The following is a 26,800-nucleotide window of genomic DNA, read 5'->3' on the forward strand; positions in this document are numbered from 1 at the left end:
CCTCCGTGGCGCGTATTGTCGGACAAACGACGTTCAAAAGCGCCTCGGCGGACATTATCCGACAGATGGAAAAGAGCGACAAACAAACTGACGGCCGTAACCCCAAAAACCCGTCAACCCACTACAAACCCGGAAGAGCCAATATTATTGACAAATCCATCTTCCAACTGTTTCTTTGTCCATGCGATAACCCATTCGGGTGTTCCTTCCCCCCAAATTGACTTGTTGTAAATGACTTTTCTATCATTAGAAAAAACATGCCACTCAACTATTATAAGAATTGGTGGCACTTTCTTGGGTCCAACCCGACGGTTAACATCGTATCCACTTTCCTTAACAAAAAAAGGTGCAATTATTACATCAAGAGCTTTACCGCCAACACTCGTAACTGTATTGTCAGCTACTATTTCTACCTCCATGAAGATATTTCTTAGCATTTCTTCGCTTCCACTACATAAAGCATCGCCAATAGATATTACTCCGGCCCGGAACCCATTTAAATGGCCAGGATCAACAATGGTAGCAGTTTTTTAATTCGGGAGATAGGTAGAGCCCAACGCGAAGGGGTATCTTTTTCATTACTTGCGGACTTGCCATTCCGAAATCCTTAGGTACTGCAACAGGGGTTTTCACCCAGATAGGGGTATGACATCCCGCAAGAAGTAACCACAACAAAAGTGTGGCACTGTATTCTTCTCGGAATAGGGGGCGCTCCTGGCGGGCGCGAGAAAACAGTTTGGGAAAAAATTTGGTATGGCTGGTGAGCGCGATTGTCCGCTTGACCGTGTTGATCGCATTACCTCCGTGGGGCGAAGGTAAACGGCGAAAGAACGGAAATCGAAAGGCAAAGGACTGGTGATGGCGTGAAGTTTATCGCTGGGGCATGCGGCGGTCAAGAGGGGAATAGCGGGGGAATAGGGGCGGACCTTGGAGCCTCTACCGGGTTGGCCGTGCCACAAACTCGTGAATACGCGTGTGCGAGATTATGCGATCGATTGTCGCGGTGGTGAAGACTTTTCCATTTAGCCGCAACAGCAACTGCCTCATGTCTTCCCGTCTTTCACGGAATCCGCGGCCATCGATGCAGGCGACAACTTCATAAGTCGGACGACCGGATGCAACGTGCTCATCGCGCTGGCTCGCCAGGACCTTGATGCGAGCGACCTTATCGCGAGCTGTTCCGTCGTCGTTCGTTATTTTCGCCTCGATCACAACCGCGGGCGCCTCCTCGTCGGGTATACAGAAATCCGGCGCCTGGCCGAAACCGGGAATCCGCTCCGCGCGGTTCGTTTTCCTGTAGGAAACGCCGGCCGATCGAAGCTTGTCCTCGATTGCCTTCTCCATCACCTCGCCCACGAGTTCCGAAACTGCATCCCGGTGAGCGGCAAACGGTCGCCCCAGGTATCGCTCGTAGAGAAGGACCGGGTACGGTACGTCTTCGTTCGCCGCGTGGCACAAGGAGGCAAGGCCTTCCTTTGTATCAAACTTGTCCAAGCGATGGATGATGCCGTCGATCTCGGGAGGCGCCCCCTCAGACAGGTAGTGGACCGCCACATTCACGAGAGCCTCGACCCGCGCCAGACTCAGGGGACGCTCAGGCACCCGCGCACCATTCTGTTGGGGCCTCGCGAGCCGCGCCTGAAACCTTTCTTCTTTCTCCCTTACGAAATCAGTCTTCTCCCTGCACTGCCTGTCGAGCACGCGCGCCGCCCCTTGGTCGATGTCGACATCGCTTCGTCCCCTTGCCAGTTCAGCCCACTCGGGAGGCGTCATGCCGAGCATGGCTCGAACGACACAAAAGGTCCGGCTGTCTTCGATAATCGCCGCGTAGACCTTGGACTCGCTGAACTCCATAAACGCGTTCGTGTGGCGCTTCAGGGTTTCGTAGGCAGATCGAAAATTGAAGTATTTGATGAAGGCGGAACCCGTCGGCATGAGCAGGAATTCGGAAGAAAGATCGGCAAACGTTGCGTCGACCATCTCCTCAAGCCGTTCCTGGAGCTCCATCGGAGGAAGTTCAAAGGGACGCGGCACGCGCAACTCCCTCTTTACCGACAGATTGCAGCTCATCGACAAACTGAATCGCAGCGCGCACGGAGGCCGTCTCCTGCCCGACCAAGAGAAGAAGTTCCCTGGCCTTCAGCATTCGCCGCCCCAACGGGATGTCGGGGTCCCACGTCGCCCGAAGTCTGTTGACAGCCACCCGGGCTATGTGCCCGGCCGCGAGACAACGAACATCCCCTTCCGAGATTCTTAGGCCGGCGGCCACGAGATGTTCGATATCTATCCGGAGGTGCGCCTCCACGTTGGTGCTGTCAGTGGTCGCAGCTCCTTTCCGACACACGAATACCGAATCGAGGACGGAGGACTTTGAACGCGCGATGTGAAGCGAGGCTCCCATTTCGGCGGGAACCGGGAGGGTCGCGTAGCAGTCAAGACCCGCATCGAGGATGGCGACAACCAGCGGCAGGTACGCCTCAGGATCGTTGTGATGATATGTAAAAACGAACGGAGCTCCTGTCTTGAGTGCCGCCGAATAGTGGCAGAAAATCTGGGACAGGCCTTCCGTGAAATTGTCAAGGCCGCGCCCCATCGTCTCGTTGCCTGTAAGCTCTGCGTGGGTCCGTGTGCTCGAAGGCCTGAAGGCCGGAAATTCGCGGCGAAGGGCGAGCCTTAGCCACACATAACAGAAATCCATCAATTCGGCGTACTGCACGTTGTCGAAGTAAGGCGGATCGGTGAAAACGCCGTCGAGCGAGTCCGGAGGCAATAGAACTTTCATGGCGGCTGCCGCACCAATAGATGCCTGTCGTTGCTTCCCGCGGGGAAAGGTTTTCACGAATCGTGCCTCGATTCGTTCACCGGCAATCGGAACGATCTCCTTGCGACCCCCTTTGACACGAGTCTCAAATGGGGCAATGCAGTACTGCTTCGCGCGAAGGTATTTCTCTACGAAGTGCCGGAAGGATCCGGAGCCGACCCTGGGAATACCGAGCAGGTTATTTTCGCACTGGACTAGTCCAACGGGGAAGCCGTGCACGCTGAAGATGTCCTGGCATTTGAGTGCGTATGTGTCGTAGCGGCAGAGCATGTTCTGGTAGCGGAGAAAGTCGGAAAACACCGTGAGCAAGGCATTTCGGATTTCGCCCTTGTTCTCCCTCATGATGCGGCGCAGCAACAACCCCAACCCAAGCAACTGCCGCTCGTTAAACATCTCCCGAAATCGTGAATACCCCCACCGATGGAGGCGGCGGGTCTCGTCGCCATCCCGGATCTCATCCTCCGGTATCGGAAGAGAGGCGCCGATCTCATCAAGGGTCTGTTTCGCCCTTTCGAATCTGCGAAGATCCTCAGCCTCAGGTCGCTTGAAGAACCGTCCCTCGTGGGCCGGCTTGCATCTGCTGCAATGATATTCGATGGCCCACAGTCGGTGAATCGGAGGTCCGGTGGGCTGTCGGGGTGGATACGAAAATTGAGTCCCGCACTGCCTGCACGCGACCTTATTCCCACGGGCGACACCCGGGACAACGACGGGGCGGCCGCATTCCGCGCAGGCAACTGGATCGGTGGGCGTCGGCTGCCGATCACACTCGTTCAGATTGCCGCATCCCCGACATGCGACCACGTGGCGCGGATGGCGCACTGCCTCGGCCAGGAGGTAACCGGGAAATAGATCATTCTGCGTATGGCAAGATGGGCAACACTGAGTTTTCACCCAGATGAAATATTTGACGATAACAGCCTCGCCGCACGTGTCGCAGATCGTGGTGTAAAGGTCCCCCACATCGTTCTCTACGTCCGCGATCACGATCCGCGCTCGTTCCCCGAAAGCATCAAGATCGAGGGGCGCCAACGACTGCCGAACTATCCAGAAGGCTATTGGGTTGATATCCGTCCCGACAACGCTGAACCCAAGGCGATTGGCTTCGTAAATCGTCGTGCCGCCTCCCATAAAAGGGTCCGCGATGATTCCGTTCAGATCGTGCGCCCGCCAGAATGCTGTTCTCAGGGGTTCGTCGCCATTGAATTCGGACAAGAGCAAGGACCGAAAAACGGTCCCGGGCCGACGAGCGAACCATTTATGGATACCGATAATAGGGCGGTAATTTTGTTGAATTTGCTTTTCGCGCTGGGCGAGAGCTGCCGTGAAGGCAGCGTCGAAGTTGGCTTCCAGGCTATGTTTTTCCTTCACTTATCGTTGTCCTTCCATGAGACAAACGAGATTGCCTCCTACTGCGTGAGTATATTTCGCCGGAGACTTCCGTGTCCATTCCGCAATCTCTGTTCCAATCATGTCGCGCACCGACACCGAAGGGCGGAGTTCGTTGTCAATTGTCATGTGCAGTCGTCCCATGATGCACCCGGTGATCCCTGATGAGGATGTTGTGCTCCCTCTCCAGCTCATCGTGTTTTCGCTCGACGGTATTCAACCGGGCGTCCTGCTCACCTTCCTTTCTTCCGAGAGTGCGGGGAATGTGGGGGGTTGCCGCCGCCTCCCTCAGTTCGCCCGGGGGTTCTCCTTGCGCCGCTCCGGAATTTGTGAACTTTCCAATTTGTTCCGCTCAAGTTCCTCAGCAGAGCGCGCATCATTCGCCCTGCGAATTCCTTCCAACGCGTCCCGATTGCCTTCATCGATATTCAATATCCTTGAATACACGTCGATCGCTCTCGCGTAATCTCCCCCCGCAAGAAACACTTCTCCCATGCGTACATACTCGGAAATCAGCTCGCGTTCCTCCCCGTTTTTCGGCTCTTTCGACGGCGAACCTCCCCCTTTATCCTCCGGGACGATCCCAGGTGTCTCCTTCTTATCATTATCGGCTCCGCCGACCGCTGTCCGGTGCAATTGGTCCGTCGGGATGGATTCGCCGGGAGATTGAAATATCGTGTCGCTCTCCCCAACCTTGACATCCATCCATTCCAGCGCGTCCTTGGCCGAATTCCTCACTCCGTCATCAGCATCGTCTTGAGAAAGTTTCGCCAAAGGGCCGACCGCCCGAGGATCTTTTATTCTTCCAAGGGCCGACGCTGCGGCGGAACGCACGCGAGGATCGGAATCCGAAAGGGAACGCATCAGGTGAACGACGGACCCGGAATCTCCGACATCTCCAAGAACATCCGCCGCTCCTGCCCTGACCTCGGGCGAATCATGACGTAAAGCGGAGACGATCGCGGGGATCGCCCCGGCCGATTCCGGATACATGGAGGAAATCCGGTTCACGGTATTATCGGAAGGTTCGGAAGAATTTTCGGCCACCGAGGGCTCCGCGAATGTTTTCAGCGTTTCATGTGCGGCAATTCGAACCCGTTCGTCGGCATCCTTCAGCGCTTCAAGCACTTTGCCGATGGCGTCAATGCGGCGGGTTTCCCCGATTAGGATAAGAGCTGCCGCCCGGATCTCCGGATTTCGGGCCGACAAGTTTGCGATGATCGTCTCCCGGCCCCTCGCATCGTTTAACCTCTCAAGGACTTCAAAAACTTTCCTGGCCGTAAAAATATCGGTTTCCGATTTCAACGATTCGACAAGGAGGTCCCGGGTTACAGGTCCCCCGATCCGTAACAAAGCTTCTGCCGAAGCCTGGCGGACGGAGGACGATTCATTGCACAATGCGAAGGTCAGCATCGGAATTGCGACAGCGCCGAGTTCGCCTGCCGCTCTGGCGGCATGATCTTTTGCGGCCCGGCTGTCGAGCGACTCCAGATCGCTGTAATATACCGTATCGGTTTTTCGGTCCGTGATCGTGAGACTATGGGTCTCCTTCTGGTATTGTTTCGGGATGATCCATCCATACATCGTGCCGCCGCTTCCCACTGCAATCAGTGCGGATGACGTGACTCCAAAAAGCACCTGAACAGCTGTGGAGACCCTTTCAATGCTTTTCTTCGTCTCCACCGAGATAACGAAAGGCGCATCGGTGCCCTTGGAAAATTCACCTTTTGTCATTACGGGAGCGTCGAGTCCGATCCGCATCAGGTCCTTGCGCACGCTATCGTAATGCGTCCAGAGGTCGGGGGCCGATGGTTCCGCGCTCGCTCCGGTCGTTCCTACTGTGGAATTTACACTGCCTTCCGGCAATCCGACGGATTTCAGGCCGAATTTCTTATGTAGCATCTCAAGCCAAAGAGATGGAAACTCGGCCGCCGCTTCCGGTGCAAAAATATTATCGTTAGCCGTTTCGAGGAATCTGCGGTAATCCTCGATTTTTCCCGATGAAACGGCCTTCAGGAAATCGATGCGGGCAGATACAAGATTTTTCCGCGGAGAGTCAGGGTAGTCGTGGATAAATCCGGCAAAGGAGTTCGCAGTTCCTATTGCGCATGATCTGCGGAACGCTTCCCCATCGGGTTCATTTATGCGGTATGAAGCCTTTGCGGCCAGCGCACTGTCAGGAAAATTTTTCGCGAAGGTTGCATAGGCTTCCCTGGTGTTTCTTTGCTCCGCTTCGTGGAAAGATTTCTCGGTCGATAATTCCCTGATTCTCTCGCGTGCATCCGCAACGTTGTTGTCTCCCGGGTTCTCCTTAACGAATTGCTCGTACGCCTCGATGGTTCCGTTCTTGGCCGCTTTTTGGTATTCACTGGCGGCGGTGGCGCACCCCAAGGCACATACGGCGATTCCAAGGAGGAAAAAAAACCGACAGGTCATGTTTTATCCATGCCCTAAGGTTTTTTCTCCGGTTCCACCTTGTCCCCGATCGATATTTTCTTGGTTTCCTTCTGGATCGTTCCCCTGGAACTCTCACGCTCAACGGTCTCGATCTCTATCACCGCAATCTTCTCGTTGTTCTTCACGACTTCCATTCGATCCCCGGCCTTGATCCCGTTGACGTTTCCATGGGAAATGGTCGCCTTGTTCCCCTCTACGAACAAAATGATTCCTTCCCGAACCTGCTGTGGGGTCGCCACACCTGGAGTGATTACAAGTTTCTCCAGCAGATACACCCGGCGAACGCTATCGTCGAGAACCGCCTTGCCCTGATATATCTGCTTTTGATGATCGAGAAGTGTTCTGTCCGTCTCCAGCGAATATTTTTTCTGCGTTTCCTTCAATTCCTGCACCTCGGTCCGGACGCTCTTTCCCAATTCGCCGATCTCCCGCCGATTCTTCGTATCGACTTCTCCGAGGTCTTTTCTAACCCTCGCCTCCAGGTCGTTCTGGTCCTTTCGCGTCCTTTCCTCGGATCGACTGATATCCCGGTTGATCTCATTCCTGAGGTGCTGGATCTGCGCCTCCAGCGCACCGGAGCTGGCGCAACCGAAAACCGCCGGCAGAAAAAGCAGAATTGCAATCATACGAACGCGTCCCATGATTCCCTCCATTTATCTTGGGATGAATTTGACGGTGAGCGGCCGGTTTATCCCATTCCTGACGACAATCGGAATCGCCTCGACCTCATAATTCCTCATGATGAACACAAGCACATGGAGGCCTTCGCCGAGCTGCATTTCCACCGGAGCCTTGCCTTTGAACTGGCCTCTCTCATATATCTGTCCGCCTGCGGGCTCGGTTTCGATATATAATATTCCTTTCATCGTTGGAGCGCGACGCCATTTACCTACCGGGGCGATTTCCGTTTTTTCGACCGGGAAAATTGGTTCCTCAGCGAACGAGCGCTCTTCCTTCCGCAGGAAATCACCTTGTTTCAAAACGACATTGACGTCCTTTATTTCCCCTTCGCCTATTTCCCCTTCCACGGTTTCCTCTCCGTATCCGCGCATGCCCCCGACCCGGAGCATAAACCGCCCCGTATGAATACCGGCCAGACGAAGAGGGGTTACTCCCTTCGGCTCGTCACGAAGAAAAACATCCGCCCCGTCCGGATCGGAAAAGACGCGGATAATTCCTCCTCTGGGACCCTCCCCCTTGAAAGATTCGCGCAATGCCGCAAGCGCGGAATTGTCAAGCCCCTGGCCCCGAAGTCTGTTCTCCACTTCCTCCGATATGCGAAAATCGACGCCGTGTTCCCTGACAAGGTCCGACACTCTCCTGCTCGTCACGCTGTTGGACAAAAGCATCTCTATCTCGTCCAGGGCGAGCGGACGCCAATCCGATCCGAGGGAATCCCGGCAAAAAAGACCGATCAACAGAAAGAGCAAGATGCAAATATTCGGTTTTTTCAGGCCCGTATCTCCATAAACATGTAATCGTCAGCGGATTGCATTTCTACCCTTTAGACAAACCTCGAAACAGGATACGAATTCCTTCGGGATATTTCGAATTACTTTCCGTTCGTATTTTTCTCCCTGTTCTGCCGGAGGGTCTGTTCGGCGACAGCGGCCTTCCTCGCTTTTTCGACCCCTTCCCTGGCTGCGCGGTTATCCTTGTCCAGGCTCAGTATCCTGCCGTAGATCTCGATCGCTTTTTCGTATTGACCTTCATCCCTGAATGCATCGCCAAGTTCCCTGTAACGATCGATCAACTCCCTTCCCGCGGTTCCGGACGGCCTCTTCGAGGAATCCGAACGGGCAATCAGGTCCTTCTCCTTTTTCTGTTTGCGAGGCAACCGGGTTGCCTTTCCCTCATCAACCGCCGTTTCCAGCTGAGTCGGTTTTTCCACCGATCCCGTTTTTCGGGCGACACCGACGACATCCCCGGATATCGAATTATCCGCCACCAAATTGCCGGGCAAAGCGGTTTTCGCCCTCGCTGCATCGGAACCCGTCGTTTGACTGGAACCCACATTTCGGGTCCCTCTGATGGAGTACAATACGGCGATAAGGAACACCCCGATCATTGCAGCGGGCACAACCCGGGTCAATACGCTGCGGTCGCCGGGAAACCTTTTTTTGACATTCCCGATCCGTTCCCGGACAAACACCCCCAAGTCCGGATATTTCCTGTAGAGATAATATCCGAACGAAGCGACAAGTATCGATGCGGCGAGGATGGAACCAAAAACGTTTCGCACATTCCCGTAACCGGAGTCGCCGCCGGGAATTGAATTCAAATAAAAATCGATAAGACGGTCGAACCGGGTCATGCCGATTCTGTTTGCCGAAGGAAAAGAAACTGTTTAAAGACATTCATTCGCATGAGAACTTGTTCTTTAGCCCGACATATACTTCCCGGATTTTCAATCGAGCCTCCACAACATCCCGGAACGGAATCCCTTTCTTCGTCATTTCATCTTCCACGCGATCCATATGATCATTTAGGAGCCCAAAATATCCTTCGTCTCCAAGCGCGGACAAGATTCGTCCGACCTCCATCCGAAAGAGATCGAAGGCACGTGGATTCCTTATGAGAAACTCCGCCCCTTCCTTATTCATCAATAACTTAGTTTCTAATCCTCCTTCCTCCTTGAGGAGGAAAGACGGATCGCCTTGCCGTATTAATAACAACGGATTTTCAATCCGATTTCCGTTCCTCAGGTCCGATAATTGCTTCGCCTCGCACCATACGCCGTTTCCGTCCCGGGTAAAGAACAGTTGCGTGATCACCTTGAACAGGTCGGCCACTGTTTTTCGACGTTCATCGGTCCCCTGATCGGCCGTCGCATCATTTACTTTTTCTTCGACATGCAACTCCGCTTCTGCGGCGGATGACTCCGACGCAGGCTCAACCCGCTGCCCCACAACATCATCGGCAAGACATGGAAATTCACGCAGGCTCCATACTTTGTCCGGCGCTTCCCGAATGCCGTCGGCAGTAACCGTCTTCTTTCCTGAAGTCGCTGCCTCTTCGCCCCCCCGGTCCTCCGATAAATCCTTAATTCCCCCGCGGAACTTGAAAGCAAAAAACAAGCTTCCGAGAACGAATGCACAGGGAAGAATCCAATGCGCGGGGGACGTGACCCCAAGTGCTCCGACGAGAAGCAGCAGAACGAGGACCAGACCCGCGAACGGGGCCGAAAGCCATATTTTCCCGCGAAACCCGAAAGGCTTGAACCGGTCAGTCGAGGGACCGTTTAACGAACGCCAGCTTGCATATTGAGACAACATCCCAACTCCAAGAAATGCTAATCCAATGACAAAATCCGCACTGCTTTTCATGGAGGTAAAGAGGATTAATCCGGTCGCGCCGAATAGCGCTCCCGTAAAATAGGCAGCCTCGAGACCAAGGATTGCGGAGCGAGCAAGATGCGGTTTGTCAGTAGACATTACATCTCGTTTCGATCACCGGATTATCGGATCGCTTTCGACCGAACCGGCCTAATTATATAGGGGAAAAATTAACTTCGCCACATCCAACCATCGATCCCTCAACTAACTGATTTCAAACGCTTAAACCACCTTCGCATCACCACCCCTGCCAGAAACCGCCGCCGCCTTTCCCTTCCCGATTTACGTGCTCCACAGGGGATTTCTCGTCCCAGGAGATTTTTGATATCATTCCAACATTTCCATGGCGATCGTATTCAGTCAATTGGAGCGAGATTCTTTTACTGCGGTGCGTATATATTTTGGAGAGAATCAGCATGGCAGAGGATTGAAATGAGTCTCATGCAGGAAGGACAGATCATTCGCGGGACGTATGAAGTCGAACGCCTGCTTGGCGAAGGCGCCTTCGCGGAAGTCTACCGCGTAAAGCATCGCTTCCTGGGACGGCAGGCCATGAAGGTTTTCAAGATGATCGGTATGACGATAGAAGAAACGGAACAAATGCTGGGAGAGGCGATCATGCTTTCCCGGATCAGTCATCCGAACATCGTCCAGGTATTCGACGCCAACATCACCGAGACCTCAAGGGGAATCTGCGGTTTTTTCACGATGGAGTACGTTGCGGGAGGAAATCTCGAGCAGTATTGGAGATCCCACGGCGCGAGGTTCGTCCCGCTGAAGTCCGTGGTGGAAATCATCAAGCAGGTTTGCCGGGGCCTCTCCGTCGCGCACGGAGAGAATCCCCCGATCGTCCACCGGGACATCAAGCCGCATAACATCCTCGTTGGGTACGACGCGGCAGGACTGCGCGTCCGGGTCAGCGATTTCGGCCTCGCCAAGCGGGTGAACCCGCTGACCCTGAGGGCAAGCACGCGCGGAACACGCTGCTTCAAAGCTCCTGAGGCATTCAAGGATCCGCAAAGCGACTCGTGCACGGCGGACGTTTGGTCAATCGGAGCCACACTCTACCTTCTCCTGACGGACAGGCTTCCGTACGCGGATCCCGACGGGTACGACGTGTTCGATCCGGAAGCGTTCGAGAGGCCGATGCTTCCTCCGAGCCGGTTAAACATCGAAGTGGACGCCACCATCGACCGGATCCTGGAAAAAGCTCTTGATCGCCGGCCGGAGCACAGGTACAGGGACGCGCAGAGCCTTCTGGAGGATCTTTTGAAGTGGAAGCCGCGAACAGGGGGAAAGACATCACCCTCCGGCGGTGCGGATTCCAGTGGGTGGTCCAAGAGCGCGCTGGGCACTCATACTCCCGCCGATGAGGAACAGGCCAAGGCGATGGCAGATCAGGCCCTCGCGCTATCTCGACAGGCGGAGATGCTGGCCGAAGCGGCGGACCTCATGGAAGAAGCGTTCAACAAATGCAGGGACCTTCGAACGAAACACGAGTATCAAGTTCGACTCTGGCGCAGGGGAATCGCATACTGAGCGAATACCGACGGAGCGCGTGAAGCGTGAGTGAAGCGGGTTTGGAAAAAAGGGATGACCGGCCGTCATCCGGTCCCGATATCCTTCTGGCATCGGGCCGACCGGACCTTTACCGGAAGAATCCGTTCCGTGTCGCATGCCTGCCCGTGGACGCAACCCCAAGGGAGATATCGAAACAGATCCACGCAATGGAAATGGAGGCGAAGTTCAGCGGAAAACTCCCGATGGGAAACCTTCCGCTGGATCCTCCGCCCGACCTGGATACCATTCGGGAATCCATACATCGCCTCCGCGATTCGGAAGAGCGCCTTGTCGCAGAACTTTTCTGGATTTGGCCCAATCCGTCGGACAAGGGAACGGCGGATGAAGCCATGGTGGCCTTTTCGCGGGGGGATATCCACAAGGCAAAACAAATCTGGACGGCACGGGAGAGGACGGACGGCGTAAAAGGCATTCCGTCGCACAATCTGGCCGTCCTGGCTCATGCATCCGCCCTGGATCTCGAAGCACAATCCCTGTTTTTCCCTCTCTCGCGAACCCAGATCCATCAAAGAGAGGCGTACTGGAACGATGCCCTGGCGAAATGGAAGGCTGTGCTCGAGTGCGAAGGTTTCTGGAGCCGCGTTTCGACTCGCATCCGGGAACTCGATGACCCGCGCCTTAAATCAGGAGCCGCCCGCAGAATAAGGACTTCCCTTCCATCGGCCCTTGTTTCCATAACGGTGCGGCTGGCCGTCGCCGCAGCGGAAAAGGGAAACGATCCGGAGATCCGTAGACATCATTCCATCCTCAAGAAGTGGGACGATGCTCTTTCCGGGCGGCAATCCGGCGGAAATTCATCGATATACCGTTCCCCAATCATCGTCGACGCTCTCCGGCAAGGCGTCGATCCGCTTCGCCAGCGGATCAAAGCGCTGACGAGGGCCGCGGAAAAAGACAAGGAAGTCAATGCCCGTAACGGACATTCGATCGCATCGAATCTTATCGAGCATTCGAGGCCCGTTCTTTCCGTGATGGACTCTATATTGCCGGAGGATTTCTCTTCCGGGGAAGCCGCTCATGACGAGGTTGCTCTTTCCCTTCATTCCTGCATCATCTCCTTCGGCGTCGAAACGAAGGACTGGAAGACGTGCGGAGAACTTCTTGAAATCGCGCTGGCAGTCGCGGCCGGGGAAGCCGCCAAAAGCAAGATCAAGGAAGATTTGCGGACAGTAAAGGAAAATCACGAATTCGGGAAAGTCCATGATACATGTTGGTTTTGCGGAAAGCAGCCGAAAGAGGAATCGCATTCCATCGAAGTCAGGATGCACGGCAATATTCAGCGAACACCGACAATCGGCGGGACGAATATCACCTGGCGACACATCAGAATCGTCGTTCCCAGGTGCGGGAAATGCCGTGCGGCTCATGCGAAAGCTTCCGAATGGGCCGCTATCGGCGGGATCGGCGGAGCGGTTGCAGGCGGATTGACCGGGTGCGGCGCAATCGGACACGGCGGGGCCGGAATATTGCTCATGATCTTGTTCGGCGCCGTCGGATTCCTGATCGGAAAATCGATCGATGAGAACAACCTGAGCGCCATAAAAAATGCACATGCGGATTTCAAGCCTTTCAGCCACAGGAACGAATTCCCCCAGATCAAGCAACTCCTTTCCGAAGGGTGGCAATTCGGCGAAAGACCGAACAACAACTAACCGGAACGAAAATGGAATTTCCACGATGACGACGGGCAAGGACATGAAATCGATGTGGCACTCAAGATCCGGCGCGTTTTCCGCGGAATTGAGACAGCTTTACCATCCGAAGGAGTTTCAGATTCCCACGGTGGAATGGCCGGCCGACCTGATCGGTGCGATGGAACGCCTAAGCCGGGGCATGCTCGATTCGCAATCGAAGGGCATCCAGGGGGTAGAAAACCATTCCGACGATGCTGCGCGCCGCGATGAGTACCGGTTGTTCGCCGAGATAGGAACCGGTTTATGGAGATTGAAGAGGCGGATGGTTCACCCGCAAACCGGGCGGCCGCAGGAAGAAATGAAGCGTGCTTTTCGTCACCTCGAATCTGTTTGGGACACGCTCGTCCAGGCGGGATTCGAGATTCGGGATCACACGGGGGACACAATGCCGGAAGGGGGTATATACGGCTTGAAGGTCATCGCGTTTCAGCCCGCCGCGGGCATCAGCCGTGATGTCGTTATCGAAACGGTCAAACCCTCCGTCTTCCGCATGAACAAGATGATCCAGATGGGAGAAGTCATCGTGGGCACTCCGGAAATAACGCCGGCCCCGCAAAAAGCGAAGGATTGAGGATCAGGGAATCCACTCAAGGAGAAACCCGACATGTCCAGAACGACCATAGACTTCGGAATCGATTTGGGAACGACGAACAGCAGCATAGGGGTTATCCGGGGGACCGAGGTCGATATCATCCTGAACAACGAAAGTCAGCCGATCACGCCTTCCGCCGTGATGGTCGACAAGGGGGGGAGGATCATCGTAGGGCGCAGCGCCAAGGAAGGCCTCATGAAAGACCATGAAAACGCCTTCTGCGAATTCAAGCTCCAGATGGGAGAGAACACCGAATACGTTTTTCGGCGGAGCGGACGGCGATCGAAACCCGAAGACCTCTCGGCGGAAGTTCTCAAATCCCTTAAAGCGGACGTGAGGCTGAAGTTGAAGGAAGATATCGAAGCTGCGGTGATCACCGTGCCCGCAGCCTTCGAACTTCCGCAATGCGAAGCTACAAGGCAGGCCGCCCAACAAGCCGGCCTGCACACGACCATCCTGATTCAGGAACCCGTCGCGGCCGCCTTGGCCTATGGATTTCAAACCGAAAGCGAGAAGGTATATTGGCTGGTCTACGATCTCGGGGGAGGAACGTTCGACGCCGCCGTCATGCAGGTACGGGACGACGAAATCCGCGTCGTGCATCATGACGGCGATAATCACCTCGGGGGAAAGCTTATCGATTGGGCAATCGTCGAGGATCTCCTAGTCCCGGCATTGCTCAAAGAACATCGTCTTCCTGATTTCCAACGCGGTAATCCGAAATGGGAGGGCGCGTTCCATGCACTGAAATGCTACGCGGAAAATGCGAAAATCCGCGTCTCCCGGGATGAAAAGGCGTATATCGACATCCCATTCATCTGCCATGAATATCCGAAGCCGTTCGAGTTCGAATTGAAGCGGGATGACGTGGAGCGGCTTGCCCGGCCGATAATAATCCGCTCGATCAATCTATGTAAAAAAGTGTTGGCGGAAAAGCGGCTTGGGTTTGCCGACATCGAAAAGGTACTTCTCGTGGGTGGTCCGACGTTGATGCCCTACTTGAGAAACCTTCTCTCGGACACCAACGACGGATTGGGAATCCCCTTGTCATACACGAACGATCCGCTCACTGTCGTCACCCACGGGGCGTCAATCTATGCGGGAACCAAGCGGCTGGAATCGGCAACCCCAATAAAAGCCGCCAAGGGACAATATGTCGTCGATCTCGAATACAAACCCAGCGGCCCGGACACGGAACCGTTCGTTTGGGGACGCGTCCGGGGATACGATGGAGAAATTCCGGACGGATTGACGATCGAATTCATAAACACGGACTGCCGTCAGCAATGGCGAAGCGGCAGGATAGGAATTTCTCCCGACGGTACATTCAGGACGAACGTGCTGGCCGAGAAGGGACGAAGGAATGTGTTCTCGATCGAATTGTTCGATGCAAGGGGGACGAAACTCAATTGCCAGCCGGACAACTTCGCATACACGGTAGCGATTGAAATCGTCGACCCTCCTCTACCCCACAATGTGGGAGTCGCACTGGTCAACAATGATATGAACTGGGTGCTCGAAAAAGGCACGCCGCTGCCGGTAAGGAGAAAAACCGATCTGAAATCCGCCTTCGAAGTCCGCAAGGGGGTGAAGGAACATATCATCAAGATCCCCTTGATGGAGGGGCAGAAAGCCCGGGCCAACCGAAACAAGTATATCGGGACTCTCGAAATTTACGGAGATCAAATAACCCGGGATGTTCCGGCAGGCAGCGACGTCGAGGTAACAATCCATATCGACCAGTCCCGTCAAATGGTCGCGAAAGCCTACATCCCCATTCTCGATGAAGAATACGAGTTGAAATTCAATAAGAACGGCTACAGCGACAAAAGGAACCAAGAGGAAATCGCCAAGGAGCTTGAAATCCAGAAAAAGAGACTGGAGACCGTCCGTGAGAAAGCCCGCGGAATCTCTGACGGCGACGCCCGGCGCATCCTGCAACAAATCGACGAAGAGAGAATGATCCAGGACGTGGAAAAATCGCTGGCCGCATCACGCACCGACCGCGACGCCTCCGTCAAATGCGAAAAGAGACTTCTCGACCTCATGTCGGCGATCGACGAGGTCGAGGATGCGATAGAGTGGCCATCCCTCGTGTCGAACGCGGAGCGGGAGATCGAGGAGGAACGCAAAATCGTCAACAATAACGATTTCGGTGTAAAACCCGACGAGAAGAGACTTTTCACCGATCTGGAGCGCGAGGTCAGAACCGTGATGGATACACGGGACGCCGACCATCTCGCGCTTAAGGTCCGGGAACTGGAACGGCTGGGGATAACCATTCTGTTCCGCCAGCCCGGATGGTGGGTCGGATGTCTCGATCATCTGGAAAACCGAAGATCGACGATGAGCAACCAGGACCTGGCCGGAAACTACATTGCGCAAGGCCGGAGGGCAATCAATACCGGCGATCTAGAATCCCTCAAGGCCGCAGTGCGCCAACTCTGGGGATTGCTGCCCCCGGGAGACAAGGATCGTGAAATATTTTCGACCGTAGGAAAGTAGCATGAGCGTAGATCCGATATCCGCCGCGTTAGCCCCTCTCATTCGGAACGCCTTGATTTCCCGGGCGGCCAGCCTTGCAAGAAAAGGGAGTTACACTGAAGCGGAGAACCTGCTCGCTGCGGAAACCGGAGGAAAAGTAGAACACCCCTCGGTTCTCGACCTGCTCGCCCGTATCAAGGCACAACAGGGAAAGCTGTTCGAAGCGGAAGAATTGTGGACGAAGGCGTCCCGCATGGAACCGGGCAATCCAGAATATCAGGCCGGCTTGAGGCGGATTTCGCAAATCAGAAAGAGGGGATTCTCACGGCGATCCCTGCTCACATCCACAACAGCAGTTTGCGGGGTCCTGGTCCTTCTCGCCGCGGGTATCTTTCTGAAAATCCGTTTCACGGAATCGGGCGTTCGCAACGAAACCGTTTCCGGCAAGGTCGGCGGATCTTACGCCGACGGAATCCCCGCTTCGGCAACCGGCGTGCTGCAATCCATCGTGCTCGACATCCCCGGTGGAATCGTAACAAAAAGGAACTCGGGTTTCGATATCACATTCGAATACGGACTTTTTTCTTCGAAGGTCCGACTCAAGGGCAAGGCGAAAAAATCCATCGCCGCCCTCGCCCGCCGACTGGAACCATACAAGGAACGGATTTCCATAACCGTGATCGGTCATGCGGACAGCAATCCGGTTCCGGATGGCGCGTATTTCAGGGACAATATGTCCCTCTCGCTCGCCCGGGCCGTCGCCGTGATCGAGTCGATGCGCTCGGCTGCCTCCCTCCCCTCCGGGATCTTCCTGGCAACGGGATACGGCGAATATTCCCCTCCGTATTCAAACAGGACGAGAAATGAACGTCTTCGCAACAGGTCGGTTACGATAAAGATATCGGCGCAGGGGACAAATCCAACACTTCCATAGCGCGAATGATATCTACCCGCGCATGGATCACCCTTCTCCGTCCCCGGTCCACTCGAACAGGGTTTCGGGGATTTTCTTCGTCCACGAATATTTCCCCTGGAACATTTGTCTGGCTTGTCCCCGGCTCGTACCCGCCTCGCGGAAGAACCGGTCCACAAACGCGCTCGGCGACAGCAGCAAAGCGTAAAAGAGATGCTTCTTCTCCACGAACTTCCGCCCTTCGTCGCCGGCTACGAAGCGGGCGTCCTCAAGTACACGCCGGTAGTTCAGGGTCGGCCGCGGGATAGCACCCTTCGTGCGGATGCCTGCCCTCGAGATTTTCCTGTATATTCCGAGGAGGAACGTCCGGTCGGCAGCTAAATATGAAAAAATTTGTTCCATAAAAGGATCTTCCGCCCCCTCGTACAACAGGAAACTACCGAAAAGGTGCCGTGTCTCGAGAGTGGCGTATCCTTCCTCCCGGGCGATAACTTCCGCTCGCCTAATCACCTCGACCGCTCCCGGCTGGAACGGAAACTGGAGAGGCGCCACCGTCTGGCGCGCCGCAGCGACATCGACGGCAAAGAGGAATCGGTCCTCATGGAGAAGTTCGCATGCAAGGCCTGCGGACTCATTGAACGAAAGAACCTTCCCTGCTCTTCCCGTCACTCCGGTTGCTTCAAGGAGTAGCAGTTTCGCCTTCCTTATCGCATCGATCAACCGTCCGGGATCGGTCACAACCGGTTCGAATCGTTCGGACAGATCGGTCCAGCACCCGAGAAGGCAATGGAGGAAGCTCTCTCCCTCCCGGACGACGATCAGCAACGGCTGAAGACGGACGCTTTCAAGGCACGACGCAAACAGGAGACAAAGGTCGATGCAGGTGCCCACACCCGCTTTCTTTTCGACGGACGGAATGATTACATGCGGAGGGCGGATGACCTGGCAGTCCCGCTCGTAACTCGGGGGTTCGAACGCATACCGGATCCGGTATTCCCGGGCAAGGCAATCGTAGAGAGCTTTGTTTACACCTTCGGTTCCGCCGACCCACCCAGCCCTTCTAAACGGATCGAACAGGTAGGAGGACGCATCGGCGCCCAGCCGATCCGCCGAATCCAGGAGAATATGCTGAACGACCGGGTGGGAAGGCTGAACGAACGCCGCAAGGCTCGCACGGAATTCTGAGGCCAACGGCCATTCATAGAATCCGAGAATAGGGATATCATCTGTCCGAGCCTTCCGGCCGTCGATGTAAAAATCCAGCCTCCCGTTCTTTTTCCCCTCTTGCCCTTCAAGGATTTCGTATCGGAGGACCGGGGAGATCCCGGAGACCGTGATTTTTCCCCCGGGAAGTATCGGGCCCAGGCGCCGTTCCCACCGTTCTCCATACCCCGGAATCTCGAACCCCACGACCGGGGTAACGGGCGAATGACCTTCATTCCGAACGACAAAATCGGAAATAACGGGAATGCCGCAGTGATAAAGGACATAATTTACCGCGGAAGCTTTTCGGTAGGAGACCGCAAGATCCCCCATCCGGAACCTGACGAAAGCTGATTTCATATCAAAAACGGTCTGTACTCACCGTCGGGGACGCCTTCGAATTCGGTCACGAGAATATCCCCTCCCGGCTGCGAAACCGCCCTAAATGCGCCGATCAGAGGCTCCCCCCCATGCTCCGGGACGAGGAGGACGATGGGCCATGGTTCATCGAGCATCTGTGATGCAACCGAGATTGTACGCGAAGCGGCGCTGGCGGTTATTTTCATCCATGGCGGCCCGCCCGTTTCCACCGTGACGACCTCCGATCCCCCTGCGCCGCGGATACGGCCTTGTGATACGGTAGCAAACAGCGGATTCGGCCCCCCCGAAAAGATATTTTCAAGCTCCTCTCCGGCGCCTTTCGCGATTCTCCCTCGCGCGTCAAGCAGAAACCGGACAGGACTTCGAACCTTTCCACCGAATTTCTCAACCCAGGAAGCGATCCTCGCAGCGATCCGGGTATCCCCGGCATATGCAGGAAGGAACCCCTGAATCGCCCGTTTCGAAGCATCGGGTCCGACGCCTCCGGATGTCCACCATTCCCAGACCTCGCCGAACCATTCCTTGATAAGAAAGCATCGCCGAACCTTGCCCGCGCAGAGGTCGCACGAAGCCATGTGGACCTCAGCGCGAAAAGCTTCCTCTCCGGAAACAAGATCCCGGACATATGCCTGCATTTCCTTAAGCGTCAGGTGCGCGATCATCGCTCGATCTCCGGCGTCAACTCGTCTCCCTGCGGTTCGACGTCGAATTCCTCCTTGATCCTTTTCTTCACTTTATGGCACCAGTCGTAAATGGAAGACTCCCTCCGATCTTCGGCGGTGATGAATTTTCCCAGCGGGATATCGCGGACCTTCCCGTCCCCGCATAAATCCCTGATGTCGAGGTATTCCTTCTCGACATAAACTTCCCGGGCCGTTCTCTCAAGGGATCGGTTCGTGCCCTCCCAGCAATTGCGGTAGGCCGCGCGGGAAACCATTTCCGAAGGATCGGAAAAACCGCCAGTGAACGATTGATGGTGGATATCGATCAGGCTTTCGAGGAGATCCCCCAATCGGCGGTTTTCGCTGTTTTTCAGGAAAAATCGCGGTTTCCAATGCAGCAGCTTGACAAACCCGAAGGCAATGGCCTGATGAGGTTTGACTGAACACTCCGAGAGCGCCTGGATCATCAACAGGGAGGTCTGGGGATCCGGATGGACGGGCGTGCTGAATGCCGGCCGGGGAAGCGGGTTTCTTTCAGCGAAGTCGATCATTCCCTTTTTCATTTTCGTCAAGTAACGCAAATAGACGAATCCCGCCAGATTGCGAAGAAAAGTGAAAAAGGCATATTCGTACTTGTACTTGCCCCCAAGCAGATTTTTATACGCATAGATGAACGTGTCCTGGCAAAGATCTTCATGAGCGCTTTCGTCCCAAACGCGGCACCGAAAGTACCCCTTTATCGCCTCGTTATACGCATCGTAAAGTAGTTCCCATGCGGACATGTCCCCGTTTCCGGCAAGTTCGGCGAGGCGGCGCTGTTCTTCCCTGGATAAAGCGGCATCGGCCACCGCCGACCTCCATTCCATCCGGTATGCGATCGACATCCCTCGGTTCCGTGTATTTTACGTGTTGCGCCATCTTCAATGCCATAACAACGATCCGGATTTTATTCCCCTCCCCGTCTTTATTTTCCATTTACGCCGAACCGGGGGTTTTCTCGCTCTCCCCGTGCCGCGGATGCTGCGGGCTCGAAAGTCAGCGGATTTACGGAGCGGGTTCCCGGGGACGTTAAACCATCATGTGGTACGGGTCGACGTCGGCCTCGATGCGGACGCCGTGCTTGCGGACGAGGTCGCGCAGGGGTCGAAGGAGCGGCGGGAAGAAATCCCCGACGGGAAACCGCGGGGGCATCTTCAAAAGGATCTGGAACCGGTGCTTCTTTTTCACGAAGGAAATGGGGGACGGGGCGGGGCCCAACAGGCCGATGCCCGCGGCGGACACCGGCTTCGACAGCTCTTCCGCCGCTTCCTCCGCCGCCTGCCGGACACGGTCTTCCTTCGGCCCCCACAGGCGCAACAGAAGCATACGACCGAAGGGAGGGTAGCCCAGCGCTTTCCTCCCCGCCAGTTCCTCCTCCATGAAACGGGCGAAATCGTGTGCGGCCGCCGCGCGTATGCAGACATGTTCCGGGGAAAGGGTCTGGACGATCACCCTTCCCGGCCGGTCCCCTCTCCCTGCGCGCCCCGCCACCTGCGTCAGTATCTGGAACGTCCGCTCCGAGGACCGGAAATCGGGGAAGGAAAGGGACAGGTCGGCGAGAAGCACACCCACGAGCGTCACCTCCGGGAAATCGTGTCCCTTGGCGATCATCTGGGTGCCCACAAGGATGTCCACGTCCCCGGAATGCATACGGGCAAGGATTTCTCCGTACATTCCTTTCCTGCGGCTTATGTCGGAATCCAGGCGGGCAACACGGGCATCCTTCCAGCGTTTGGAGGCCCACGCAAGGAGCCGTTCCGTGCCGATCCCTACCTGTGCCAGCTTGTGCCCGCCGCACACCGCGCACCTCTCCGGAGGGGATGTCCTGGCATCGCAATAGTGGCACAACAGCGCGTCGTGCTGCTGGTGGAAGGTAAGGGTCACCCGGCAGTTGCGGCATTGAACCGTCTGTCCGCAATCGAGGCAGGTGACGGCCGGCGCATATCCCCTGCGGTTGAGGAAGAGCATGGCCTTTTCACCCCGGCCCATCGTTTCCTCGACGGCCTCCTCCAGTTCGGGGGAAAAATAGCGGTCCGCGCCCCGCAGGGAAGTGCGGTTTTTCAGGTCCACGATCCGGATCTCCGGCAGATCCCTTCCGCCGATCCGCTCCGGCAGGGAGAGCAGCGCCGCCTCCCCTTCCCGAGCCATCTGCATCGATTCCGCGGAAGGGGTAGCGGAGCCCAGCAGGACGACGGCGTTCTCCAGCTTCCCCCGCAGGATCGCCAGATCCCGTGCCTGGTAGCGGATCCCGTCTTCCTGCTTGTAAGCGGCGTCATGCTCTTCGTCGACGATGAAAAGCCCGGGTGCAGGGAATGGCGAGAAGACGGCGGACCGCGCGCCGACGCATAAGAAAACCTCGCCGGCCCGGACCTTGCGCCATTGCGCCGCCCGCTCCGCAGGCGAGAGCCCGCTGTGAAGTACGGCCACGCCGCCGCCGAACCGGGAGGCGACCCGGCCGAGAAGCTGGGGAGTCAGCGCGATCTCGGGCACGAGATAAACCGCTTGCCTTCCCGTCTGCCGGACCTGTTCAACGGCCCGCAGGTAGACTTCCGTCTTCCCGGAACCTGTTATGCCGTGCAGCACGAAGACTGCGAACTTCTCCGAGGAGAGCGCTACTCCTATTTTCACGAGCGCCGCTTCCTGGTGCGGGGTGGGGACGATCTCCCCCGTCATGTCGGGGAGGTGCATTTCATGCAGCCCGACGGGTTTCTCCCGCACCGCCGCGGCGAGCCGTCCCTTCGCAGCCAGCCTCTTCGCGGCCTCCGCCCCGCCCGGAATGCGCGCGGAGAGATCGGCGGCGGATATCTCGCCGGCCTCCAGCACGGCGGAAAGGACCTCCCGCTGCTTCGGGGTCGTGTCGCCGTCGTTTCCGCCGTCCACCGGACGGAAGACCGTCTCCGTGCGGGGCCCGGAGGGGATGTCTCTCCGGGGAAGGCCGCGGGGAAGCGCGGCGCGCAGCATTTCGCCCAGCGGCGCAAGGCATTCGCGGGAGGCGATGGAAAGGAACTCCAGGTGGCGGGGCGTTACGTACGGCTCCTCGTCGAGGAAGGAAATGACGGATTTCGCTTCCCGCCCGGCGAGGGAGGAGCCGTCCGCCAAAGCGACGATCAGGCCCGCGACCTTCCTCGGCCCGAACGGAACGAGGACGCGGACGCCTACCTTCGCACGCTCCTCCGCGCCTGGCGGAACCCGGTAAGTGAACGTGTGGTCGAGCGGCAGCGGGACCGCCACTTCGACATATAAAGGCGAAGGGGATGGAACGGGATTCATCCGCTCCATCTTACCCCGGACGCGGCCGGTAGCGAGCCCGCATTTCTCATCATGCTTCGCCGCTGTGGGAAGCATTGCGAACAGAGAAGGCTAAACGTAAACAGTACGCTCCACCATCCCTCCCCGGATCGTGAGCATCAAGGCAAGGTAATCCCGCAGGTTCCGGGTAAGCAGGAAATTCTCCCGGACGAACTCCCGGCCCCTTTCGCCCATTTCCTTCATCCGGTCACGGTGGTGCAGCAGGTACCGGATCCTGTGCGCCGCTCCTTCGGGAGTGTTGACGAGGAATCCGGTCTGATAATTGGTCACCTGGATACGGATCCCTCCGACGTCTCCCCCGATCACGGGTTTACCCTTCCAAAGCCCTTCCGTGACGGTTAGGCCGAACCCCTCACGGGTCGATTTCTGAAGGACGATCTCCGCCAGGCGCTGGAGGGCATTGACGGTCTTGTGCGCGTCCGACGGGAGCAGGAGGACGTGAATGTCCGGGTCCCCGTTCGCAGCCTCCATCACATCGTCGAATACCGCCTTCCCTTCGGGGTCGTCGGTCGCCCCTCCTCCGGCCAGGACGAGCTGTACGGGAGCCACGTTGCGCACCAGCCGGTACGCCCGGATCACCCCGACCGGGTCCTTGAACCGGTCGAACCGTGAGATCTGGACGAGCAGCGGCCGCTCCGGGTCGAGCCGGAATTCCGCGCGGACGCTCTCAAGCTCCGCCGGGGTCAAATCACGGTTCTTCTCGCTTAAAGGGTTTATGCTCGGCGGGATCAGGAACTGCGGGATCGGCAGGTGCTGGGCGAATTGAGCCATCGAGAAGATGCTTGCGTCGTACTTGTCCACGTATGTGCGCAGGACTTTCCAGACGGGCCGGAACGGATGGCTTATGTCGATGTGGGCGCGCCAGATCCATTTCCCCTTCCTGTTTGAGCACAGTTTCAGCAGGAAAGCCGGCTGGGGATCGTGGATGACGACGAAGTCCGCTTCCGCCAGCAGCGGACGAAGCCGCTCCGCGTTAGTCTCGTTTTCCTCCTGGTAGGTCCTCCAGTCCTTTTTCGGAATGTCGACAGGCTTCCCCTGGAGGCCGTTGTGGATCGCCTTGGTGATCTCGAAGAACCTGCGAGTGCCGTGGATAACCTCCCAGGAGGCATCCACCCCCACGTCCTGCATGTGCGGGATCATCCAGTCCAGGATCTCCGCGACTCCGCCCCCTTCACGCGTGGAATTCACGTGGACGATCCGTTGCCCGGCAAGTTTTTCGCCGAGCCGCCGCAGCTGCCCGACGACGGAGGAGCCCACGATCGGCTCATAGGCGGCAAGGGAGGAGCTCATATGCCTTCCTTCACCTGCAACAGGACCCGCGCCAGTTCCTTGCGAAGGTGGGCGAGGTTGTGGAACTGGAAGTCGATCGATGCAAGCGCCTTGAGGTAAGGCTCGAATTCCTTGCCTGCCTCCGACAGCCATGCCGAAAAATCGTCCTTTCCCACCGGCGGACGTCTCAAGGCTTCAAGGAAGTGGTAGTAGATGCTCCCGTTCGTCATCCTGAGGATGGCGGGGGCCAGGTCCAGCGGAGCATGGATGAAATCCCCGGTGTCGAAGACGACGGTCGTGGCTTCCATGAACAGGAATTCATCGCCGTGCCTCACCCAGGGGACGTACGGCAACTCCCCGAGCCGGTCGTCTATGATGTCGAGGGTAACCGTTCTCATCTCATCCATGCCGGATGCGGCGTACGGGTCCAGGATCCCCAGCCGCTCCGCCAGTACGCGGTCGCCCAGGTACCGCTTGATCCAGACCGCGAAGTCGTTCCGGTAATCCGGATCGTCGAACGTCGGCCGGAGCGTCGTTTCGCAGAAGTGATGGTAAAGCACCCCTTCCCCGCAGACGGCGATTCGTTCCCGCAACTCACGCATGCTCATCGCCGGGGGCAGGCCGCTCGTCCGGACGAGCAGCGCGCAATCCTTCACCTCGAAAGGGGCCATGCCGCCTCGTCTCCTTTTTCCCGGCATTCTTCATAGAAGTAGACAGGCGATGAAACTCGCAAGTTTCAGGAAAGGACACGAATCAGCAAGGCGCGCCTCTCATCTTAGTGAGTGGAATATCGGATGGGGTGGGATAGGAACCGCCTGGATGGAAAACGGATTTCGCCTGGGTGCCACCTACATGGGGAGCGGCCGTTGCGCATTTTTCGTATATGCGCCCAAGGCGGAGAAAGTAGAGGTGCGCATTCTATCCACGCGGGAACGTACGGAGGCCCTGGCGAGGAAGGGGCAAGGGTACCATGGCGCAGTGCTGGACGGGATCGAGCCGGGATCCCTTTACGTCTACCGCCTCGACGGGCGAACGGAGCGTCCCGATCCCGCTTCCCGATTCCAGCCGCAGGGGGTCCACGGACCCTCGCAGGTGGTGGATCCCGCCACGATCCGGCAGGAGGACGTGCACTGGGCCGGCCTCCCGCTCGAAGAATATATCCTGTATGAACTTCACATAGGAACATTCACGCCCGATGGGACCTTCGATGCCGTCGTTCCTCATCTTCCGTCCCTGAAAGACCTCGGCGTCACCGCGATCGAGATCATGCCGGCGGCCCAGTTCCCCGGGAACCGCAACTGGGGTTACGACGGGGCTTATCCTTTCGCCGTGCAGAACAGTTACGGAGGACCGGGCGGACTGAAACGTCTCGTGGAAGCCTGCCACCGGCAGGGATTGGCCGTCGTTCTCGACGTCGTATACAACCATCTCGGCCCCGAAGGGAATTACCTGGCGGATTTCGGTCCGTACTTCACCGACCGGTACCGGACACCGTGGGGATCGGCCGTCAATTTCGACGGGCCTTGCAGCGACGAGGTCAGGCGCTACTTCATCGAGAACGCGCTCTACTGGCTCTCCGATTTCCGCGTGGACGCCCTGCGGATCGACGCCATCCACGGAATCATGGACTTCAGCGCATATCCATTCCTGGCGGATTTGGCGGATGCGGTCCATGATCTGGCCGCAAGGGAAAAACGGAAAATCCATCTTATCCCGGAAAGCGACCTGAACGACGCGCGGGCGGTTACTCCAAGGGGGGCCGGCGGGCACGGGCTGGATGCGCAGTGGAACGATGACTTCCACCACGCGCTGCACACCCTGCTGACCGGAGAAAAGGACGGGTATTACCGGGATTTCGGAACCATCGGGGACCTTGCGAAGGCCCATACGGACGGATTCGTTTATTCGGGGCAATATTCCGCCTATCGGAACCGCCGGCACGGCAATTCGTCGCGCGATGTTCCGGCTTCCAGGTTGGTCGTCTTTTCCCAGAACCACGACCAGGTGGGTAATCGCATGGAAGGTGAACGGCTGAGCCGCCTTGTTCCCTTCGAAGCACTGAAGCTCGCCGCCGGTGTGGTCCTGCTCTCGCCCTTCCTCCCACTCCTGTTCATGGGCGAGGAATACGGGGAGACCGCCCCGTTCCTCTACTTCATCGGCCATTCGGACAAGGACCTTGTCGAAGCGGTCCGAAAAGGGAGGAAGGAGGAATTCGCCGCATTCCGGTGGAGAGGAGAACCGCCGGATCCCCAGGACGAAGATACGTTCCAGCGGTCCCGGCTCGACCGCATGCCGGCGGAAGGAAAGCGCAACCGCGTTCTGCGGGAGTTCTACAGGGAATTGATCGGCCTCCGGAAAGGGCATCCGGCCCTGTCGCTATCGAGCAAGGAAGATATGGAAGCGACGGCTTACGAAACGGAAAAAGTGCTCCACGTACGACGCCGGAACGGCCCCTCCCAGGCGGCGGCGGCCTATCGCTTCGGCGATGCGGCCGTTTCCATCGAACTTCCGCTGCCCGCAGGGGCGTGGAAAAAACTCCTGGATTCCTCCGACGCGCGGTGGAAAGGAAGCGGAAGTGCGACCCCGGAGAGGATCGAATCCCGCGGGATGGCGGCTCTGACGTTGAACCCGTGGTCGTTCGTCCTCCTGTCGAAGGAATGAAGGGCAAGGG

General features: G+C 57.1%; 20 protein-coding genes. 6 read left to right on the forward strand and 14 right to left on the reverse strand.

The window, feature by feature from the left end:
- Window positions 1–113 precede the first annotated feature (113 nt).
- The 8 genes from HY896_09955 to HY896_09990 all read right to left on the reverse strand — a co-directional run bounded on the left by HY896_09955 (window position 114) and on the right by HY896_09990 (window position 10,101).
- The gene (locus HY896_09955; GenBank protein ID MBI5576668.1) at window positions 114–437 is read right to left on the reverse strand and encodes a hypothetical protein; all 324 of its coding nucleotides are present in this window, start codon (window positions 435–437) and stop codon (window positions 114–116) included.
- Window positions 438–936: 499 nt separating this feature from the next.
- The gene (locus HY896_09960) at window positions 937–2,007 is read right to left on the reverse strand and encodes a hypothetical protein (protein MBI5576669.1); all 1,071 of its coding nucleotides are present in this window, start codon (window positions 2,005–2,007) and stop codon (window positions 937–939) included.
- A 10-nt stretch (window positions 2,008–2,017) separates the two neighbouring features.
- Window positions 2,018–4,192, reverse strand: coding sequence for a DUF1156 domain-containing protein (locus tag HY896_09965; GenBank protein ID MBI5576670.1), 2,175 nt, complete (start codon window positions 4,190–4,192; stop codon window positions 2,018–2,020).
- A 306-nt stretch (window positions 4,193–4,498) separates the two neighbouring features.
- A complete protein-coding gene (locus HY896_09970; protein MBI5576671.1) occupies window positions 4,499–6,112 on the reverse strand; it encodes a HEAT repeat domain-containing protein in 1,614 nt (537 codons plus the stop codon).
- Between the two features lie 548 nt (window positions 6,113–6,660).
- The gene (locus tag HY896_09975; protein ID MBI5576672.1) at window positions 6,661–7,308 is read right to left on the reverse strand and encodes a hypothetical protein; all 648 of its coding nucleotides are present in this window, start codon (window positions 7,306–7,308) and stop codon (window positions 6,661–6,663) included.
- A 12-nt stretch (window positions 7,309–7,320) separates the two neighbouring features.
- Complete coding sequence (locus HY896_09980; GenBank protein MBI5576673.1) at window positions 7,321–8,097, reverse strand: PEGA domain-containing protein; 777 nt, start codon at window positions 8,095–8,097, stop codon at window positions 7,321–7,323.
- A gap of 122 nt (window positions 8,098–8,219) precedes the next feature.
- Window positions 8,220–8,504 (reverse strand): hypothetical protein, encoded by a 285-nt coding sequence (locus tag HY896_09985; GenBank protein MBI5576674.1) that lies wholly within the window; start codon window positions 8,502–8,504, stop codon window positions 8,220–8,222.
- 520 nt (window positions 8,505–9,024) lie between these two features.
- Window positions 9,025–10,101: a hypothetical protein gene (locus HY896_09990; GenBank protein MBI5576675.1), complete on the reverse strand. Its 1,077-nt coding sequence runs from the start codon at window positions 10,099–10,101 to the stop codon at window positions 9,025–9,027.
- A 333-nt stretch (window positions 10,102–10,434) separates the two neighbouring features.
- Here HY896_09990 and HY896_09995 point away from each other — a divergent pair, with 333 nt between their 5' ends.
- Genes HY896_09995 through HY896_10015 form a run of 5 tightly spaced genes read left to right on the forward strand, consistent with a single transcriptional unit; the run spans window position 10,435 to window position 17,287 of the window.
- The gene (locus tag HY896_09995; protein ID MBI5576676.1) at window positions 10,435–11,541 is read left to right on the forward strand and encodes a serine/threonine protein kinase; all 1,107 of its coding nucleotides are present in this window, start codon (window positions 10,435–10,437) and stop codon (window positions 11,539–11,541) included.
- A 41-nt stretch (window positions 11,542–11,582) separates the two neighbouring features.
- On the forward strand, window positions 11,583–13,235 hold the full coding sequence (locus HY896_10000) for a hypothetical protein (protein MBI5576677.1): 1,653 nt from the start codon (window positions 11,583–11,585) through the stop codon (window positions 13,233–13,235).
- A gap of 25 nt (window positions 13,236–13,260) precedes the next feature.
- Window positions 13,261–13,848: a hypothetical protein gene (locus HY896_10005; protein ID MBI5576678.1), complete on the forward strand. Its 588-nt coding sequence runs from the start codon at window positions 13,261–13,263 to the stop codon at window positions 13,846–13,848.
- A 33-nt stretch (window positions 13,849–13,881) separates the two neighbouring features.
- Window positions 13,882–16,374, forward strand: coding sequence for an Hsp70 family protein (locus tag HY896_10010; GenBank protein ID MBI5576679.1), 2,493 nt, complete (start codon window positions 13,882–13,884; stop codon window positions 16,372–16,374).
- A gap of 1 nt (window position 16,375) precedes the next feature.
- Window positions 16,376–17,287, forward strand: a complete 912-nt coding sequence (locus tag HY896_10015; GenBank protein ID MBI5576680.1) for an OmpA family protein — start codon at window positions 16,376–16,378, stop codon at window positions 17,285–17,287.
- Window positions 17,288–17,314: 27 nt separating this feature from the next.
- On the opposite strand, the gene HY896_10020 is transcribed toward HY896_10015, so the two are convergent.
- From HY896_10020 to HY896_10045, 6 genes are all read right to left on the reverse strand, one after another.
- On the reverse strand, window positions 17,315–18,457 hold the full coding sequence (locus HY896_10020; GenBank protein ID MBI5576681.1) for a hypothetical protein: 1,143 nt from the start codon (window positions 18,455–18,457) through the stop codon (window positions 17,315–17,317).
- A 368-nt stretch (window positions 18,458–18,825) separates the two neighbouring features.
- On the reverse strand, window positions 18,826–19,512 hold the full coding sequence (locus tag HY896_10025) for a hypothetical protein (GenBank protein MBI5576682.1): 687 nt from the start codon (window positions 19,510–19,512) through the stop codon (window positions 18,826–18,828).
- Window positions 19,509–20,396, reverse strand: coding sequence for a sigma-70 family RNA polymerase sigma factor (locus HY896_10030; protein MBI5576683.1), 888 nt, complete (start codon window positions 20,394–20,396; stop codon window positions 19,509–19,511). Before HY896_10030 ends, HY896_10025 begins: the two co-directional genes overlap by 4 nt.
- Window positions 20,397–20,580: 184 nt before the next feature.
- On the reverse strand, window positions 20,581–22,830 hold the full coding sequence (gene priA, locus HY896_10035; GenBank protein MBI5576684.1) for a primosomal protein N': 2,250 nt from the start codon (window positions 22,828–22,830) through the stop codon (window positions 20,581–20,583).
- An 81-nt stretch (window positions 22,831–22,911) separates the two neighbouring features.
- Window positions 22,912–24,150: a glycosyltransferase gene (locus tag HY896_10040; protein ID MBI5576685.1), complete on the reverse strand. Its 1,239-nt coding sequence runs from the start codon at window positions 24,148–24,150 to the stop codon at window positions 22,912–22,914.
- Window positions 24,147–24,800 (reverse strand): hypothetical protein, encoded by a 654-nt coding sequence (locus tag HY896_10045; GenBank protein ID MBI5576686.1) that lies wholly within the window; start codon window positions 24,798–24,800, stop codon window positions 24,147–24,149. Before HY896_10045 ends, HY896_10040 begins: the two co-directional genes overlap by 4 nt.
- A gap of 148 nt (window positions 24,801–24,948) precedes the next feature.
- On the opposite strand from HY896_10045, the gene treZ reads away from it, so the two are divergent.
- Window positions 24,949–26,790: a malto-oligosyltrehalose trehalohydrolase gene (gene treZ, locus HY896_10050; GenBank protein MBI5576687.1), complete on the forward strand. Its 1,842-nt coding sequence runs from the start codon at window positions 24,949–24,951 to the stop codon at window positions 26,788–26,790.
- Window positions 26,791–26,800 lie beyond the last annotated feature (10 nt).

This window comes from Deltaproteobacteria bacterium (assembly GCA_016218975.1).
Taxonomy (GTDB): domain Bacteria; phylum Desulfobacterota; class Deferrimicrobia; order Deferrimicrobiales; family Deferrimicrobiaceae; genus JAENIX01.

What these genes read in the sequence shown, in the direction of transcription:
- priA (MBI5576684.1), bottom strand. Translation starts at nt 22,830, where the DNA reads ATGGAGCGGATGAATCCCGTTCCATCCCCTTCGCCTTTATATGTCGAA.
- HY896_10025 (MBI5576682.1), bottom strand. Translation starts at nt 19,512, where the DNA reads ATGATCGCGCACCTGACGCTTAAGGAAATGCAGGCATATGTCCGGGAT.
- HY896_10040 (MBI5576685.1), bottom strand. Translation starts at nt 24,150, where the DNA reads ATGAGCTCCTCCCTTGCCGCCTATGAGCCGATCGTGGGCTCCTCCGTC.
- HY896_10045 (MBI5576686.1), bottom strand. Translation starts at nt 24,800, where the DNA reads ATGGCCCCTTTCGAGGTGAAGGATTGCGCGCTGCTCGTCCGGACGAGC.
- HY896_09960 (MBI5576669.1), bottom strand. Translation starts at nt 2,007, where the DNA reads ATGGAGCTCCAGGAACGGCTTGAGGAGATGGTCGACGCAACGTTTGCC.
- HY896_10005 (MBI5576678.1), top strand. Translation starts at nt 13,261, where the DNA reads ATGACGACGGGCAAGGACATGAAATCGATGTGGCACTCAAGATCCGGC.
- HY896_09970 (MBI5576671.1), bottom strand. Translation starts at nt 6,112, where the DNA reads ATGCTACATAAGAAATTCGGCCTGAAATCCGTCGGATTGCCGGAAGGC.
- HY896_10030 (MBI5576683.1), bottom strand. Translation starts at nt 20,396, where the DNA reads ATGTCGATCGCATACCGGATGGAATGGAGGTCGGCGGTGGCCGATGCC.
- HY896_09955 (MBI5576668.1), bottom strand. Translation starts at nt 437, where the DNA reads ATGCTAAGAAATATCTTCATGGAGGTAGAAATAGTAGCTGACAATACA.
- HY896_09995 (MBI5576676.1), top strand. Translation starts at nt 10,435, where the DNA reads ATGAGTCTCATGCAGGAAGGACAGATCATTCGCGGGACGTATGAAGTC.
- treZ (MBI5576687.1), top strand. Translation starts at nt 24,949, where the DNA reads ATGGAAAACGGATTTCGCCTGGGTGCCACCTACATGGGGAGCGGCCGT.
- HY896_10015 (MBI5576680.1), top strand. Translation starts at nt 16,376, where the DNA reads ATGAGCGTAGATCCGATATCCGCCGCGTTAGCCCCTCTCATTCGGAAC.
- HY896_09990 (MBI5576675.1), bottom strand. Translation starts at nt 10,101, where the DNA reads ATGTCTACTGACAAACCGCATCTTGCTCGCTCCGCAATCCTTGGTCTC.
- HY896_10010 (MBI5576679.1), top strand. Translation starts at nt 13,882, where the DNA reads ATGTCCAGAACGACCATAGACTTCGGAATCGATTTGGGAACGACGAAC.
- HY896_09975 (MBI5576672.1), bottom strand. Translation starts at nt 7,308, where the DNA reads ATGGGACGCGTTCGTATGATTGCAATTCTGCTTTTTCTGCCGGCGGTT.